The sequence below is a fragment of the Halobellus inordinatus genome (assembly GCF_024464655.1).
Classification (GTDB): Archaea; Halobacteriota; Halobacteria; order Halobacteriales; family Haloferacaceae; genus Haloquadratum; species Haloquadratum inordinatus.
Genome location: NZ_JANHAV010000008.1, coordinates 1 through 14,336 on the forward strand (window position 1 = coordinate 1; position 14,336 = coordinate 14,336).

General features: G+C 65.3%; 21 protein-coding genes. 9 read left to right on the top strand and 12 right to left on the bottom strand.

Annotated features, from left to right (window positions below; translation table 11 throughout):
* Nucleotides 1-338 (bottom strand): rhodanese-like domain-containing protein (locus tag NO347_RS13630; RefSeq protein WP_256290170.1); only part of this gene is annotated, 338 nt, incomplete at its 3' end.
* A gap of 291 nt (nucleotides 339-629) precedes the next feature.
* On the opposite strand from NO347_RS13630, the gene NO347_RS13635 reads away from it, so the two are divergent.
* The 5 genes from NO347_RS13635 (at nucleotide 630) to NO347_RS13655 (ending at nucleotide 3,152) form a co-directional block, all read left to right on the top strand.
* Nucleotides 630-875, top strand: a complete 246-nt coding sequence (locus NO347_RS13635) for a sulfurtransferase TusA family protein (protein WP_256290172.1) — start codon at nucleotides 630-632, stop codon at nucleotides 873-875.
* Between the two features lie 5 nt (nucleotides 876-880).
* Nucleotides 881-1,264: a DsrE family protein gene (locus NO347_RS13640; RefSeq protein ID WP_256290173.1), complete on the top strand. Its 384-nt coding sequence runs from the start codon at nucleotides 881-883 to the stop codon at nucleotides 1,262-1,264.
* A gap of 2 nt (nucleotides 1,265-1,266) precedes the next feature.
* Nucleotides 1,267-1,866, top strand: a complete 600-nt coding sequence (locus NO347_RS13645; RefSeq protein ID WP_121569050.1) for a DsrE/DsrF/DrsH-like family protein — start codon at nucleotides 1,267-1,269, stop codon at nucleotides 1,864-1,866.
* Between the two features lie 87 nt (nucleotides 1,867-1,953).
* A complete protein-coding gene (locus NO347_RS13650; RefSeq protein WP_256290176.1) occupies nucleotides 1,954-2,613 on the top strand; it encodes a PIN domain-containing protein in 660 nt (219 codons plus the stop codon).
* A 143-nt stretch (nucleotides 2,614-2,756) separates the two neighbouring features.
* Nucleotides 2,757-3,152, top strand: a complete 396-nt coding sequence (locus NO347_RS13655; RefSeq protein ID WP_256290178.1) for a rhodanese-like domain-containing protein — start codon at nucleotides 2,757-2,759, stop codon at nucleotides 3,150-3,152.
* A gap of 435 nt (nucleotides 3,153-3,587) precedes the next feature.
* Here NO347_RS13655 and NO347_RS13660 read toward each other — a convergent pair whose 3' ends face one another.
* Nucleotides 3,588-4,178 carry a 50S ribosomal protein L15e gene (locus tag NO347_RS13660; protein ID WP_121569053.1) on the bottom strand — a complete coding sequence of 197 codons (591 nt, stop codon included), beginning with the start codon at nucleotides 4,176-4,178 and terminating at the stop codon, nucleotides 3,588-3,590.
* A 267-nt stretch (nucleotides 4,179-4,445) separates the two neighbouring features.
* On the opposite strand from NO347_RS13660, the gene NO347_RS13665 reads away from it, so the two are divergent.
* Nucleotides 4,446-4,760 (top strand): EMC6-like membrane protein, encoded by a 315-nt coding sequence (locus tag NO347_RS13665; RefSeq protein ID WP_121569054.1) that lies wholly within the window; start codon nucleotides 4,446-4,448, stop codon nucleotides 4,758-4,760.
* 3 nt (nucleotides 4,761-4,763) lie between these two features.
* A complete protein-coding gene (locus tag NO347_RS13670; protein WP_256290179.1) occupies nucleotides 4,764-6,593 on the top strand; it encodes a ribosome biogenesis/translation initiation ATPase RLI in 1,830 nt (609 codons plus the stop codon).
* Nucleotides 6,594-6,615: 22 nt separating this feature from the next.
* On the opposite strand, the gene NO347_RS13675 is transcribed toward NO347_RS13670, so the two are convergent.
* The 3 genes from NO347_RS13675 to NO347_RS13685 form a co-directional block, all read right to left on the bottom strand.
* Nucleotides 6,616-7,818, bottom strand: coding sequence for an RNA 3'-terminal phosphate cyclase (locus NO347_RS13675; protein WP_256290180.1), 1,203 nt, complete (start codon nucleotides 7,816-7,818; stop codon nucleotides 6,616-6,618).
* Between the two features lie 18 nt (nucleotides 7,819-7,836).
* On the bottom strand, nucleotides 7,837-8,298 hold the full coding sequence (locus NO347_RS13680; RefSeq protein ID WP_256290181.1) for a universal stress protein: 462 nt from the start codon (nucleotides 8,296-8,298) through the stop codon (nucleotides 7,837-7,839).
* Nucleotides 8,299-8,414: 116 nt separating this feature from the next.
* Entirely contained in the window at nucleotides 8,415-8,936 is a 522-nt protein-coding gene (locus NO347_RS13685) for an archaemetzincin family Zn-dependent metalloprotease (protein ID WP_121569058.1), read from the bottom strand.
* A gap of 39 nt (nucleotides 8,937-8,975) precedes the next feature.
* Between NO347_RS13685 and NO347_RS13690 the strand changes: the two genes are divergently transcribed.
* Nucleotides 8,976-9,386 (top strand): UPF0146 family protein, encoded by a 411-nt coding sequence (locus tag NO347_RS13690; RefSeq protein ID WP_256290182.1) that lies wholly within the window; start codon nucleotides 8,976-8,978, stop codon nucleotides 9,384-9,386.
* A gap of 145 nt (nucleotides 9,387-9,531) precedes the next feature.
* Here NO347_RS13690 and NO347_RS13695 read toward each other — a convergent pair whose 3' ends face one another.
* From NO347_RS13695 to NO347_RS13720, 6 genes are all read right to left on the bottom strand, one after another.
* On the bottom strand, nucleotides 9,532-9,969 hold the full coding sequence (locus NO347_RS13695; protein WP_256290183.1) for an Hsp20/alpha crystallin family protein: 438 nt from the start codon (nucleotides 9,967-9,969) through the stop codon (nucleotides 9,532-9,534).
* Nucleotides 9,970-10,078: 109 nt separating this feature from the next.
* The gene (gene pheA, locus NO347_RS13700) at nucleotides 10,079-10,885 is read right to left on the bottom strand and encodes a prephenate dehydratase (RefSeq protein WP_256290185.1); all 807 of its coding nucleotides are present in this window, start codon (nucleotides 10,883-10,885) and stop codon (nucleotides 10,079-10,081) included.
* A gap of 110 nt (nucleotides 10,886-10,995) precedes the next feature.
* Nucleotides 10,996-11,640, bottom strand: coding sequence for an imidazole glycerol phosphate synthase subunit HisH (hisH, locus tag NO347_RS13705; protein WP_121569063.1), 645 nt, complete (start codon nucleotides 11,638-11,640; stop codon nucleotides 10,996-10,998).
* Between the two features lie 83 nt (nucleotides 11,641-11,723).
* Nucleotides 11,724-12,335 (bottom strand): uracil-DNA glycosylase, encoded by a 612-nt coding sequence (locus NO347_RS13710; protein ID WP_256290187.1) that lies wholly within the window; start codon nucleotides 12,333-12,335, stop codon nucleotides 11,724-11,726.
* 84 nt (nucleotides 12,336-12,419) lie between these two features.
* Complete coding sequence (locus tag NO347_RS13715) at nucleotides 12,420-12,989, bottom strand: endonuclease dU (RefSeq protein WP_343217982.1); 570 nt, start codon at nucleotides 12,987-12,989, stop codon at nucleotides 12,420-12,422.
* Between the two features lie 207 nt (nucleotides 12,990-13,196).
* Nucleotides 13,197-13,370, bottom strand: coding sequence for a DUF5786 family protein (locus tag NO347_RS13720; protein WP_256290188.1), 174 nt, complete (start codon nucleotides 13,368-13,370; stop codon nucleotides 13,197-13,199).
* Nucleotides 13,371-13,532: 162 nt separating this feature from the next.
* Between NO347_RS13720 and NO347_RS13725 the strand changes: the two genes are divergently transcribed.
* A complete protein-coding gene (locus tag NO347_RS13725) occupies nucleotides 13,533-14,162 on the top strand; it encodes an MBL fold metallo-hydrolase (protein WP_256290189.1) in 630 nt (209 codons plus the stop codon).
* Here NO347_RS13725 and NO347_RS13730 read toward each other — a convergent pair whose 3' ends face one another.
* On the bottom strand, nucleotides 14,163-14,312 hold the full coding sequence (locus NO347_RS13730; protein WP_121569069.1) for a 50S ribosomal protein L40e: 150 nt from the start codon (nucleotides 14,310-14,312) through the stop codon (nucleotides 14,163-14,165).
* Nucleotides 14,313-14,336 lie beyond the last annotated feature (24 nt).

Consider the following 14,336-nt stretch of genomic DNA (forward strand, 5'->3'; position numbering starts at 1 on the left):
TTCATGCCGTCTTCGAGGGTGAGGGCGTCGTAGCCGAGATCGACGAGGGTGCCAGCGACGAACTCGCTGGAGCCGCCTTTGGCACAGAGGACGACGAGTTCCTCGTCGTCGGGGATTTGATCGAGAACGTCGTCGTCGATGTCGTCGTCGAGGAACTGGAAGTAGGGGAGGTTGATGGAGGTGACGTTGTCGTCGTCGATGTGCCATTCGTCGTAGTCGGACTGCATGCGGACGTCGAGGATGGTGACGTCGTCGCCGGCGTCGATCTGTGCTTTCAGGTCGGTCGGCGAGACGGCGTCAGCCTCTGCGTCGGGGGTGGGAAGGTCGTCGGCGTTCATATCGTACAGTCGCTCTTACTGGGTGGCGACACAAAAATATTTGCATAGTAGTTCAACTGATGCACAATACACGTTCCGAGAAGACGTGTCGAGGCCGGGGTATTACCGGGGAAATCCGCTGTGTAAAGTGCTCGAATAGCTCAATAGCGATATCGTGAACGTCCGCTCGAACGCGCTTATCTGAGCTTCATACACTTAGTTGTTCCTGATGTTTGCAAGAATCGGTAATCTTTTAATCACCGGACCGATATTGTGCGGTAGCTCCAATACGAATCACGGAGCGGATACCCAATGAGTGTTGAATTCGATATCGCGGAGACGCTGGACGTGAAAGGTGCATCGTGCCCAATGCCTGTTGTGCAGACGAAGTCTGCCATCGACGACCTCGCGGAGGGTGAGGTTCTCGAAGTACTCGCGACCGACCCCGGCAGTATGAGCGACCTCGACGGCTGGGCGGACGGAACCGACGGCGTCGAGATGCTCGAGCAGGTCGAGGGCGACGACGTCTACAAACACTACGTCCGCAAGACGGAGTAAGCACGATGGACAAGATCGGAATCATCGTCGACAGCGACAGTCCGAAGAGCCTCGCGATGGCGATGAACCTCGGACACACGGCCCTCGCGTCCGGTATGGAGGTTCTCGTCTACTTCACCTTCGACGGCCTGACACACCTTCTCGAGGGCGAGAAGGACGTCTCGGAGATCGAGCCCCTCCTCGATGAGGGGATGCCGAACCCCTACGACCTCCTCGACGCCTTCGTCGCCGACGGCGGCGAGCAGGTCACGACGGTCGCCTGTACGTCGACACTCGATATGCTCGCGTGGGACCAAGAGAACATCGACGACTCTGTCACCACCAAGTTCGCGGGCGCGGCGACCTTCCTCGAAGCGGTCGACGACGCAGACCAGGTGTTTACCTTCTAATTATGAGCACGGATACATCAGACACCACGACTGAAGACGGACCGAACGGCGACGCAGCTGAAGAAATCCCCTCGCGCGCCGAACTCGCAGCGCGCGTCGAAGAGCTCGAAGAAGAGCTCTCCGACGTCGCAGCCGGCCAGAACAGCAAGAAGATGTCCATCGTCGCGACGAAGGGCACGCTCGATATGGCGTATCCGCCGCTCATCCTCGCCAGCACGGCGGCGGCCTTCGGCTACGACGTGACCGTCTTCCACACGTTCTGGGGACTCGACATCCTCCACAAGGAGCGCTCGAAGAACCTCAAGCTCAGCTCTGTCGGCAACCCCAATATGCCGGTCCCGAATATGGTCGGCGCGCTCCCCGGGATGGACCGCGTGACCACCTCGATGATGGAAAAGCGGATCAACGACAACGACACCGCGACCATCGAGGAACTCATCGAGACGTCGCTGGATATGGGCGTGGAGTTCCAGGCCTGCCAGATGACGATCGAACTGATGGACTACGACGAGGACAACTTCTACGACGGCGTCACGACCGGCGTCGGCGCGGCGACGGCCATTCAGGATATGGCCGACGCCGACATCCAGCTACTCGTCTAACCCGGGACTGATTTTTCCGGCCTTACGAGCCGCCACTCGATCCACTGAACCGGCAGACTTCTTGTTCGCGACGGCACACGCGTAGGTATGCAGCCGTGGAGCGCGCTCTTCGAGCGAGCGGCGAGATACGACGTCGACGAGGACGACATCCGAGAGACGCTCGCGGGACTCCGCGAGACTGGTTCGGACGACGAGACCGGCGGAACGGCGGGAGATTCGTCGACTAGCGAGGAGACCGATGCGACGGCAAACAGCGGCGAGAACGAGCTCACCCCACCAGACGAGTCGAGTCCCGCTCGCGTCGTCGCCGACGCCGACGTCCTCGCGGCGGACCTCCTCGTCGGCGGTGACGCCCGCCGCGCGCTGGACCCGCTCCGCGAACATACCTGGATCACACTCCTCGCGAGCGAGCCGCTCTTGGACGACGCCGAGGCCGTCGTCGCCGATCTCGCCGAGGCCGATCTCGCAGCCGACTGGCGCGAGCGCGTCACCGAGTGGTGCGAACTCGTCGGCCAGCCCGCCGGCGATCATCCGGCGCTCGCGACGGCCTACCGCGGCGGGGCGATGCACCTGCTCTCCTACGACGACCGCCTGCTCTCGGCGCAGGCGGGCGCGACACTTGGAAGCCGGATATCGGTGAGCGCTCGCCACCCGCGGGCGTTCGCGACGCTGTTCGACGCCGAAAGCCTGTATCAGGAGGTCGTCGGGGGCGAGTACCCGGGGCCCGATCGCGACCCGCGGTCCTGATACTGTCGGACAGCAGTTCGTGAATGATGTCGGCACCCACGGGGTACCGCTAATTTTCACATCGTTCTGTTCGACAGTATGAACCGCCACGCCTCGTCGGTTCGGACCGAAGCGCGTTTCCACGACGCGGCCGAGGGGAAAGTATGGTCGCCACGACGACGCCTACGGAACTGCAAGAACGGCTCGACGAGGCAGACGACGACGCCCTCTCGATCGTCGACATCAGAGATCCGTCGTCGTACGCCGCCGGCCACATCGAGGGCGCAGTGAACGTCCAGCCCCACCAGCTCTCGACGGCGACGCTCGACGCCGAGTGGGCACAGGCCGATGAGGTCGTCGTCTCCTGTTACCACGGCAAGAGCTCTCAACGGGTGGCGATGCTCCTCGATCAACACCTCGACGCCGACGTCGCCAGTCTCAACGGTGGCTTCGAGGGCTGGGATGGACCCATCGCCGACGGCCGCAGTGATTCCGAAGGCAGCGCAGTGTCGCCTACCCGGACCGAAGAAGGACCGGGGCCGTCTGACGCGCCGTTCTGAGTTCGGCCGTCGTTCTCGATCGACCGTCGCCGTCGCTTCTCAACCGGACGAAGTGGAGAGGCGCCGCTGTTTGTCGTGTCGGCTGCGAGAAAGTACGTTTAGTGCAGCGTTAGCTGGCTTCCGAGGCCTGCCAGCGGAGTCCGCAGTTCTGACACACGTTCAGACCGCCCTCTTCTGATTCGATGTCGGTGGATCGGCACTTCGGGCATTCAGCGTCCATACTCTCGTGGACGCGAATGGGGAGTAAAAAATGTGTGGGTGGTTCTCATTGGCGTGCAGCGAGCTAAAGAGCGATACTACCCGTTTGACAACTGCCGTAGTTGGACGGTTAGAACGCGGTGCTCGGCGGGTGGTCCGGCGTAAAAATTCGGGATTGTGCGTGTCGCGTCGGCGCGTCCGCGGAGCCGACGAGTACCGCAGCGTCGGACCGCGCGGTTACTTGCCGCGGCGTCGGTCCGAGGAGATGCTCGGGCGCGTGTGTTCGGTGCCCTTGCCACGGTTCTGGAGACCGCGGTTGTCGCGTCCGGCGTTCGTCAGACCGCGGAAGGCGCGGCCCTTGTGGTCGTCGCTGCAGATCCAGTTGAGGTCGTCGTCGTTCTCGATCGCGGGGTGCTCGGGATCGACGAGGATCACTTCGTGCCACTTCTGGGAGCCGTCTTCGCCGACCCAGTAGGAAGCGAGCGTGCGGAGGTTCGGGTACTTCCGCGCGGCGCGCTCTTCGGCGATACGCTGGATGCTCTTGCGGCGACCGATCCGGTTGACGCCCTGGCGCTTACTGCGGCGGCCGGCCGTGAAGCGCTGCTTGCGAGCGCCGCCCTTGCGGACGGAGACGCGGGCGACGACGATGCCCTGCTTGGCCTTGTAGCCGAGTTCGCGGGCCTTGTCGAGGCGCGTCGGTCGGTCGACGCGGACGATGGCGCCCTGGTCGCGCCACTCCTGCTTTCGCTGCCACTGCAGCTCGGCGAGCTTGCCGTCGCCGGGCTGTTTCCACGCTTCCTTGATGTGAGAGTAGAAGCTTCGTGCCATTGGTTTCACCACGGGCGCTTTCGATTCGGGCGGCGTTCGACGCCGACCCACATTTCGTCCCGATCTCTCGGGTGCCCGCTGGCGTCCCGTTCGGCCAGCGAGTTGTCGAGCCTACCGTCGTGGCGCTCTTAACCACTTCGAATCGGTCACACTCGGACGGCGCTCGGGAGTGCACCCGTCGACAGCGACTTCGCGGCGCCGGGAGGACAGACGCCTGCGCGTTACGGGAACGAACGGCTTTTGATGCCGGGTGTCGGAGGCGTAGGTATGGCTACGGAAACGCAGAGCGGACTTTCCGATCACCTTCGGGGAGTCACGGTCACCACGCTCGCCTGCATCGCCGGCGTCGCCGCCGCGCTGGCGTCCGCCAGGTTCGTCGGGACCGACGTCGCCGCCGCGGCGAGCCAGCAGTCGCTCCTCATCGTCGGAGCGCTCGTCCTCGCGCAGTTTCCGATCCTGCGCGTCGTCGGCGTCGACATCTCCGAGTTCGGCGTCAAAGACTACCTCTACGTGGCGTTTATGACGTTCACGCTGTGGTTCATCACGTTCGGCGTGCTACTGACAGAGAGCGTCGCACTGTAAACTATGGCGGACGACAGTATCGCGGTCGTCGACCTCGATCGGTGCCAACCCGACCGCTGCAGTTACGAGTGTGCGAACTACTGCCCACCGAACCGCACCGGCAAGGAGTGCATCGTCACGCGCGGAGAGTACTACGAGGAAGACGAGCCGTTCGACGGCGACCCCGACCAGATCCGGATCTCCGAGGAGGTCTGTCTCGGTGAGACCTGCGGCATCTGCGTCGAGAAGTGTCCCTTCGACGCCATCGAGATCATCAACCTCCCGACCGAACTCGAACAGGATCCCGTCCACCGCTACGGCGAGAACGCCTTCGCGCTCTACGGGCTCCCAGTGCCCGAACCGGGGACCGTAACGGGCATCCTCGGTCCCAACGGGATCGGGAAGACGACCGCCGTCCGCGCGCTCGCCGGCGAGATGGTCCCCAATCTGGGCACCTACGACGAGGAGCCGAGTTGGGAGACCGTCCTCGACCGCTTCCGCGGCACCGAACTGCAGACCTACATCGAGCGCGTGCAGGACGGCGACGTCACCATCGCGCGCAAGCCGCAGTACGTCGATCAACTCCCGAAGCAGTTCGACGGCACGACGATCGAACTGCTCGAATCGACCGACGAGCGCGGCGCCCTCGACGACTACATCGATCGGCTGGGCATCCGCCCGGTCGTCGACCAGCCGCTCGACACCCTCTCGGGTGGGGAACTCCAGCGGGTCGCACTCGCGGCGACGCTCGCTCGCGACCGCGACTTCTACTTCCTCGACGAGGTCTCTCCGTATCTGGACATCGGCCAGCGCGTCACCGCGGCGCGCCTCATTCGCGAACTCGCAGACGAGGAGGACCGCGCGGTACTCGTGGTCGAACACGACCTCGCGATCTTGGACCTGCTCGCGGACTCGCTGCACGTCGCCTACGGTGAACCCGGGGCCTTCGGTGTCATTACGGATCCGAAATCGGTCCGCAACGGCATCAACGAGTACCTCACGGGGTATCTCTCCAACGAGAATATGCGGATCCGACCCGGCGAGATCGAGTTCCACGAACACGCCCCGCGGCAGACCTCGAAGTCGACGCCGCTGGTCGAGTACCCGGCGCTCTCGAAGTCCTACGGCGAGGGCGAGTTCTCCCTGGAAGTCGACTCCGGAACGATCTACGAGTCCGAGGTGCTGGGCGTCGTCGGTCCCAACGGGATCGGGAAGTCCACGCTCGCGAAACTGTTCACGGGCGCGCTCGAACCCGACGAGGGCGACCTCGACTTCCGGCTCGACATCTCCTATAAGCCGCAGTACATCGAGATCGACCAGCCGATGCGCGTCGACGCGTTCCTCTCGTCGATCACCGACGACTTCGGGACCTCCTATTGGAACACGGAGGTCGCGAACCCGCTCCAACTGAACCGGATTATGGAGCGCAACCTCGACGACCTCTCGGGCGGGGAGCGCCAGCGCGTCGCCATCGCGGCGTGTCTCTCCGAGGACGCCGACCTGTACGTGATGGACGAGCCGTCCGCCCACCTAGACGTCGAACAGCGCGTGCAGGCGACGACCGCCATCCGTCGCTACGCCGAGAACCACGACGAGACGGTGCTCGTCATCGACCACGACATCTATATGATCGACCTGCTGGCGGACCGCCTGATGGTCTTCGACGGCGAGCCCTCCGAGTACGGCCACGCCGCCACGCCCCAGGAAATGCGCGACGGAATGAACGACTTCCTCTCGGATCTCGACATCACGTTCCGCCGCGACGAGCGGACCCAGCGCCCCCGCATCAACAAGCCGGGGTCCCAGCTCGACAGCAAGCAGAAGAAGCAGGGCGAGTACTACTACGCGCCCTGAGCCGACCGCGAAGCGTTCGAGTTCACCGCGACGCCGACACCGTCGCTTCCGAGCCGCCCGACGCCTCCCGAATCGACACGTCGTAGCCGAAGGCTTCGACGAGGGCGACGTTCGTCTCGACGTGATCGGTGACGCGCGGGATCCGCACACTCCCGCCAGCGAGCGCGAGCCACACCACGAGCTGGTCGCCGAGGTGCGGGTCGACTGGCGCGTCGGTCTCTCGCCACGCCGCGACCTGCTCGACGGCCGCCTGTGCGACTTCCTCGGAGGGGACGCCGCGCTCGCCGTACGCGCCGAACCCTGCCCGCGGACGGAGCGGTGTCGGGTCCTCCGACGGCGCCTCGCTCCCGCTGCCCGTCTCTGCGCCGAACTCGGCGGCGATGGTGGTCACGGCCCCCGGCGAGTCCGACTCGACGTACGTCACGTTCGCGCTCACAGTGCTTCCCGAGGCCGCGTCACCGCCGATTCCCGACGTATCCAGTTCCGAAACGGCAGTTTCGGCCATCCGGCCTGCGACCTCCGCGTCTTCGAGGGCCTCGGATGCGACCGCACGAACCGAGTAGCGGTCGGGCGTCGGATCCAGCGCAGTACGAGTCGAGTCCGATATATCGCCAGACGGTTCCGGCGCGTCGGCCCCACTGCGCCGCGCTGGAAGCACAATTTCGGACAGCGTAGACGGGCGGATATCGACGACGAGTTCCCCGCCGCCGGCGGGATAGAAGCCGCGTCGGTTCACCGTCACACTGGCGTCGAGGCCGCACTCGCGGAGGAGCGGGAGTTTGACGTGTCTGAGGTAGTCCGCCGGCGGCGACCACTTGACGTCGGTGCCGCCGACGAGCGTGGCCTGGATCGGGTGATCGAGGGAGGCCGCGAGCGGGAGGAGCGTGTCGGCGACGAGCGTGACGCTGCCGGCGGTGCCGACGTCGACGGCGAACTCGCGTGGCTCGGCGGCCCCCTCGGCTCCGGGATCCGCGAGCGGGCCGTCGCTGTCACCGTTGCCGGGCTCGAACGTCAGCGTCTCCGAGCCGACTTCCGCGCCCGACACGTCGGCGTCGGCGACGGCCGCGAGCAGGTCCACGCAGGCGAGGTGCTGCCGTTTCAGTCCGGGGTTCGGTCGGTTGCCACGGACGTCCGTCATCCGAAACGGGCGCCCGTCGAGGACCGAAAGCGTCAGCGCCGTGCGGACGAGTTGGCCGCCGCCCTCCGTGCCCTCTAGTTCGAGCATCGACGATCCCGCCGGGCGTTACGCCTCGTAACCCTTCACGACCGTCACTGGGACGGTCGCGTGTTCGACGAGCCCTTTCGCGACGCTTCCGACCATCCCCTCGACGCGGTCGGAGAGGCCGCGGTGGCCGACGACGATCCCGTCAACGGCCACCTCGATGGCGTACTCGTCGACGGTATCGACGGGATCGCCGTAGAGAAGCGTCGTCTCGACGGGTACGCCGGCCCGCTCGGCACGTTCACGGGCGTCGTCGAGGGCCTCTTCGCCGCGCTCCTCGGCGACTTCCAGGTCTTCGGTGTAGATTCGTTGGCCGACCTCGGCGTTCGTCGGCGCTTCTTCGTCGTTTTCTTCGACGAGGACGCGCGGTTCGACGGCGTACGCGACGAGCAACGACGCGTCCGCGCGCGTCGCGAGATCGATCGCGTATTCGAGCGCTTCGGTACTCGACTCGGAGCCATCGACGGCGACAAGGTACTGCATCGTCGCTAACAGTACGTTCGGAGCCCGTTTAGTAGTTTGCAGTACTGCAGCGGTCGGACAGTCACGGCACGGACGACGAAGAGAAAGCGGTGGCGAAACGAGGAGGTGTCGGCGACTCAGTACAGCAGTTGACTGCAGGTGCCACAGAGGTTCTCCTCTTTGACGTCGACCTCGCGAACGGTGGGCGAAAACGACATCACGCACTTGCTGTTGTCGCAGTGTTCGAGACCGAGCGTGTGCCCGATCTCGTGGACGACTTCCTTGCGGACGCGGTCGGCGAAGACCTCTGATTGGGGTTTAGAGGTGATGCCGCCGTCAGAGGAAGTCTGAAGCCGGTGTGTCGAAATCACCGAGCCGTTGCCGTTCAGGTACGCGAGTCCGAAGACGTAGTTCCGCCGCCGGTAGTAGAGGTCCTGTGAGGTGATCCCGATGTTCTTCTCGCCCGTCCCGACCCGACTCGCCAGTTCGATGAACTGCTCGGCCCGGTACTGATTCCGGCTGCGGTCGAACGCGCCGTCGGGAATCGACTGTTCCTCCTGAACCGTGACGTCGCAGTCGTAGACCCCTCGGAGCGCCGCCGACGCCTCACGCTTGACTTGCGCGGAGAGGTCCCCGATCGGCACGATGTCGACGAGCATAGAAGGGCTTAAGCGGGGTGGATTGATAAATATCCCGCCGTGGAAACGCCCCGTAACGCCGCTCTCGTCGCCCGGTTTTCGCCGTACGGGTCGGCGACCGAAATCGGAGTTGGCCGCCGTCCGGAGGTCGCCGCCGCGCTGGCGGACGCCGGGGTGTCGGTGACTGCCACAGACATCACCGACGTCGACGTTCCGGCGTCTGTCGAGTTCGTCCGTGACGACGTCGTCGACGCCAGCGATCGCGACGAGCACGGCGAGCACTACCAGGTCGACCTCCTCTACGGGCTGAACCTCCCGCCGGAACTCCACCGTCCGACCTGGGACGTCGCCCGAGCCGTCGGCGCCGACTTTCTCTTTACGACCCTCGGGTTCGACGAACCGACGGTTCCGTGCGACACCGAGTCGCTGGCCGGCGGCGAGACGCTGTACGTCCCACGTGGACGAATTTGAAGCGCTGTACGCGAGGAATTGCTGTAAGCGGGACTCTGTAATCGGGGTAGAAGCGCTGTAGGCAAAGAATAGGCGCCCTATAGGGCAGACAGACCCTGGAGAGCGTGCGGGAGAAACGGAGAGAGCAATCGATGCGGCGCCGCACTCACTCCACGTCGATGTGGTGGGCGTCTTCGTCCTCGATGTTCCGCTTGGGGAGCGTCACGGTGAGGACGCCGTTGTTGTACGTCGCCGACGCGTCTTCGGCGCGGACGGCCGCGGGCAGGCGGATCGAGCGCTGCACCGAGTCAGACCGCCGTTCGCGCTGGACGTAGTGCTCGTCGTCCGTCGCGGTCGATTCTTCGCGAGTGGCTTCGATTGTCAACAGCTCGTCGGTCACCGAGAGGTCGAGGTGCTCCCTCTCGAACCCTGGAAGGTCGATGATGGCGACGAACGACTCCGACTCCTCGCGGAGATCAGCGGCCATCTCACGCCCGAATCGTCGGGTCTCGTCGAACTGGCGGCTCATCTCTTCGAGCTGTCGGGACATTCGGGCGAAGACGTCGTCGAACTCGAAGTCGTCGAAATTGGGGGAACGCTTCATCATTGTGTATTCACCATCCTACAGATGAACGGGAGAGGTAATAAATGAGACAGGACGCGTGAGCGCAGATCGCACGCGAGGGGGGGCCTGTAAGTAAGAAAAAGAGCGCTTAGTACAGAACGTGTCGCTTGTCGTACGATCCGAGCCGCTTGACCCAGCCGTTTTCGGCGATCGCCTCGACGTCTTCGAGCGCGGCCTGTGCGCGGTCCTCGTAGAGGCCAGCCTCGAAGTCGATGTGGAAGAGGTAATCGCCGAGTCGGTTGCCGCTCGGGCGGGACTCGATCCGCGAGAGGTTGATGTCGCGGTCGGCGAAGGCTTCGAGGAGTTCGAGGAGCAGTCCGGGGTAGTTCGCGTTGGGGTAGACGACGATCGTGGACTTGCCACCGCCGTCGGCACGCTCGGAGGCGGGGGAGATCACGAAAAAGCGGGTCGCATTCGAGGAGCGGTCCTGGATGTCCTCGGCGATGACGGAGAGGTCGTCACCGGCGTTGTCGGGGTGGCCGATGCCGGCGACGGCGGGGTCTTCGCGGGCGTACTCGACGCCCCGAGCAGTGCTCGTGACGGGCTCCAGATCGACGTCGGGGTACTCGCGTTCGAGGAAGGAGCGGCACTGCGCGAGCGCCTGCGAGTGGGAAGCAACGGTGTCGAAGTTCGGCGACTGCGCGAGGAGCGCGTGACGGATCGGCGTGACGATCTCCTGGGTAACGGCGATGTCGGCGTCGGCGATAGCGTCGAGCGTCTCGGTGACGCTCCCCTCGATGCTGTTTTCGATGGGGACGACGCCGCGCTCGTACTCGCCAGCGTCGACTGCGGCCACGATGGCCGAGACCGACTCGCGGAACACGACGTCGTCGTCGACGGCGCGAGCGGCGCGGTGCGAGTACGTTCCTTCGGGACCCAGCGTGACTACCTGCATAGCGCCGTCTACTGCGGGGGGTCCTAAAAGCCCGTCGGGGATCTGTGAGGTGACAGTGGCGAGGACGATGTCGACGGCGTACGGTGGTCGTTAGGATGGGGCAGTGGCAGTTACTGCTCGGCGCAGTACTCGACGAAGTTCCGGAGGATCTGCAGGCCGGTCTCGCCGGACTTCTCGGGGTGGAACTGCGTGCCGAAGACGTTGCCCGCCTCGTTCGCGATCACGGCGGGGAACGTCACGCCGTAGTCGGTGGTCGCGACGACGGCGTCGGGGTCGTCCGGTTCGGCGTAATAGGAGTGTACGAAATACGCGTACTCCCCGTCGACGCCCTCGACGAGTGGGTGATCGCGCTCTACGTGCAGTTCGTTCCAGCCCATGTGGGGCACCTTCTGGTCCTGTTCGAACCGGACGTTCGTCCCGGGGACGAAATCGAGTCCCTCGACCTGGCCCTGACCGGCGTGGTCGGCCTCCTCGCTGGTCGTGAGGAGCATCTGCATCCCGAGACAGATGCCGAAGATCGGCTGGCCGCGCTCGGCGGCCGCGGCGAGTGGCTCGCGGAACGGGCCGGCGTTCTCCATCCCCTCGCTGAACGCGCCGACGCCCGGGAGGACGATGCCGTCGGCCGCCTCGAAGTCGGCCGGGTCGTCGGTGATCGACACCGACGCGCCGGCGCGTTCGAGCCCCCGCTGTGCACTCCGAAGGTTGCCGAGTCCGTAATCGACGAGGACGACTTCCGCTACCGTCTGAGCGCTCATACGCTCGCTTCGCGGGGCCGGGTCAAATCGTTTCCGACACTGCCGAATGGAGCCACAGTTCCGGGCACCGGGCACACCACCGGTCAGAAGTCGCCGAGACTCGACTGGCCGCTGCCGTCGGTCGCGACGCCCGCGAGGTCGGCGGCGTGCGCGATGGTCTCGAAGAACCGCTCGCGCTGACTCCCGTCGTAGAGCGTCGCCGCCGGATGGACCGAGACGACCGCGCGATACGACCGCTCGCCGAGTCTGACGTCGACGACGTCGCCGGCCTCCTTCGTCACCGCGACCGAGCGGTCCAGCAGGTGCTCGGAGGGCACTTTGCCGAGCGTCACGACGAGTTCGGGGTCGATGAGCGCGAGTTCGCGCTGGAGATAGCCCCGGCAGTTCGCGAGTTCGGCACTCGTCGGATTCCGGTTCTCCGGCGGGCGACAGCGAACGCAGTTCGTGATTCGGACGTCCGCACGGGCGAGTCCGGCATCGCGGAGCGCCTCGTCGAGCACGCTGCCCGAGCGCCCGACGAACGGTTCGCCCTGGTCGTCCTCGTTCGCACCCGGTGCCTCGCCGAGAAACACCAGATCGGCGTCCTCCGGACCGGTTCCGTTGACGATCTGGGACCGCGACTCGACGAGTTCGGGACAGCGTTCACAGGAGGTGACGGCGAGTCCCTCCATCGTTCCGTCGTCCGCGCTGGTCATACCGGAGAGGCGTGCGGGCGTGACTTACTCGTGACGGTCCGGGTCGTCTGGTGACCGGCGCAGACGCCCCGAAGTGCGGCAGGGTCAGCGGTCTGCGTCGTCGCGCCAGGCCCGCGCGCCGCGCGCCGCGAGGCGGGCGACTCGGACCGGTTCGGGCCGGCCACCGGCCGGCGTATACGCGCGAACGACGCGAGCGGCCTCGTCGTCGTCGACGCCGACGCCCCGCGCGAAAACCGTCTCGTCGTTCACGCGCAGGCGACGCCGGGCCGGCAATCGGTCGTAGATCGCCAGCCGCGAATCGAGCGCGTCGCCGTCGAACTGTTCTCTGAGTGCCGGTTCGAGCCCAGGACTATCCTCGTAGGAGACCGACAGCACCGGCCGGTCGGCGGCTGTGGCGATCCGATCGAGGTCGAGGAGGTTGAACCACGCGGGCGCGACGCCCGACACCAGCAGGTACTGCACGTCCGGCCGGTCCAGTCGGTCGAGAAGCGTACAGACGGCGTCGGTGGCGTCGAGGCCGCCGACAGTGGCCGTCGCGAACGCGAAGCCGTCGACAGCGCGGTCAGCGCGCACGACTGCGCCGCAAAACGTACAGCGGCCGCTAGTCTCGTCGGTCGACTCCGCGATGCCGAGTGCGCGCGTGCCGGGTTTCACCACCCACGCAACACCACCGCGGCGGTTTCGTACTCGGCGGGCCTCCGATCGAAGTCCCGCACGGCGGTCGGTTGCAGAGCGATGCGTCCGTCAGAACAGCAGTTCGGTGTCGCGTCGAGAGATCGATGCGTGTCCGGATCACCCCCCATCGTCGCACCGGTGTTCGGTCGTCGCCCCCGCGGCCGGTACGCGGGAATCACCGTGGCCCTACTCCTCTTTGATGTCTTTGAGTCGGTCCAGGAGTTCGTCGTTCGACGCCCCAATCTCGAACTCGACGTCGCCCCCGTGGTCGGCCTGGGAGGTCGCGACCCCGTCGTCGTCGAGATCGGTGTCGAAGTCCTGATTTTCCTGTTCGGACTCGTCGTAGCTCCCAAATCCCATACACGAAGATGTACGAAACAGAACGACAAAAAACACACGCAGGTTTCGGGTCGCCGTTTTCGTCGAGTAGTGGGCTCGAAGGCGACGAGCACGAGTCCCGAGACGGCGACGTAGCAGGGAGCGGCCCGGAGGTTTTTCGTCGCCGCCGCAGAACTCTCGCGTATGGAGATTCACACGGTCACCGAGAACGCGACGGAGTTCACGTGTAACGCCTATCTGCTGGACTGCGAGCGTCCCGTGCTCGTCGACGCCGGGACGATGCCGGGCGTCGAAGACGTCATCGCGGAGTACGTCGACGACCTCGACGCGGTCTATCTCACCCACCAGCACGGCGATCACGTCGCCGAACTCGACGCGGTGCTCGACCGCTTCGACGCCGACCTGTACGCCTACGGCGACCACCCGCGACGGACGGGTGGGCTAACCGATGGCGAGGTACGAGAACTCTGTGGGGAGTCCTACGAGGTCGTCTACACGCCCGGCCACGCCGACGACCACGTCTCGCTCGTCGGGGAGACGCGCATCTTCAGCGGCGACGTCGTCGTCTACAACGACGGCGCGTTCGACGACGGGAGTTTCGGCCGGACGGATATGCGAGGGCAGTCGCGCGAGCGCCTCATCGAGAGCCTCGAAACGCTGCTCGATCGGATGCCGGAAACGGTCGAGGAACTGTACGCCGGCCACGGCGACGTGTACCGCGCCGATCCGGACGGCGAGGACGCTGTACGCGACGTGATAGCGCGGGCGCTCGAACGAGCGGAGCGCCGAGAACCGAAGTATCCCGAAGAGTAACTACGCGGCGCGGCGTTCCTTCGACTTGGGTCGAAGGTTCTTGTAGCCGCACTTGCGGCACTGCTCGGCTCGCTTCGGGTTGCGTGCGTTACAGCGCATACAGATCTGCTTTTCCAGTTCTCGTTTCACTGCGGCCTCGTTCTTTGGCATAAGGCAGGCTACCAGGCGGGGAAG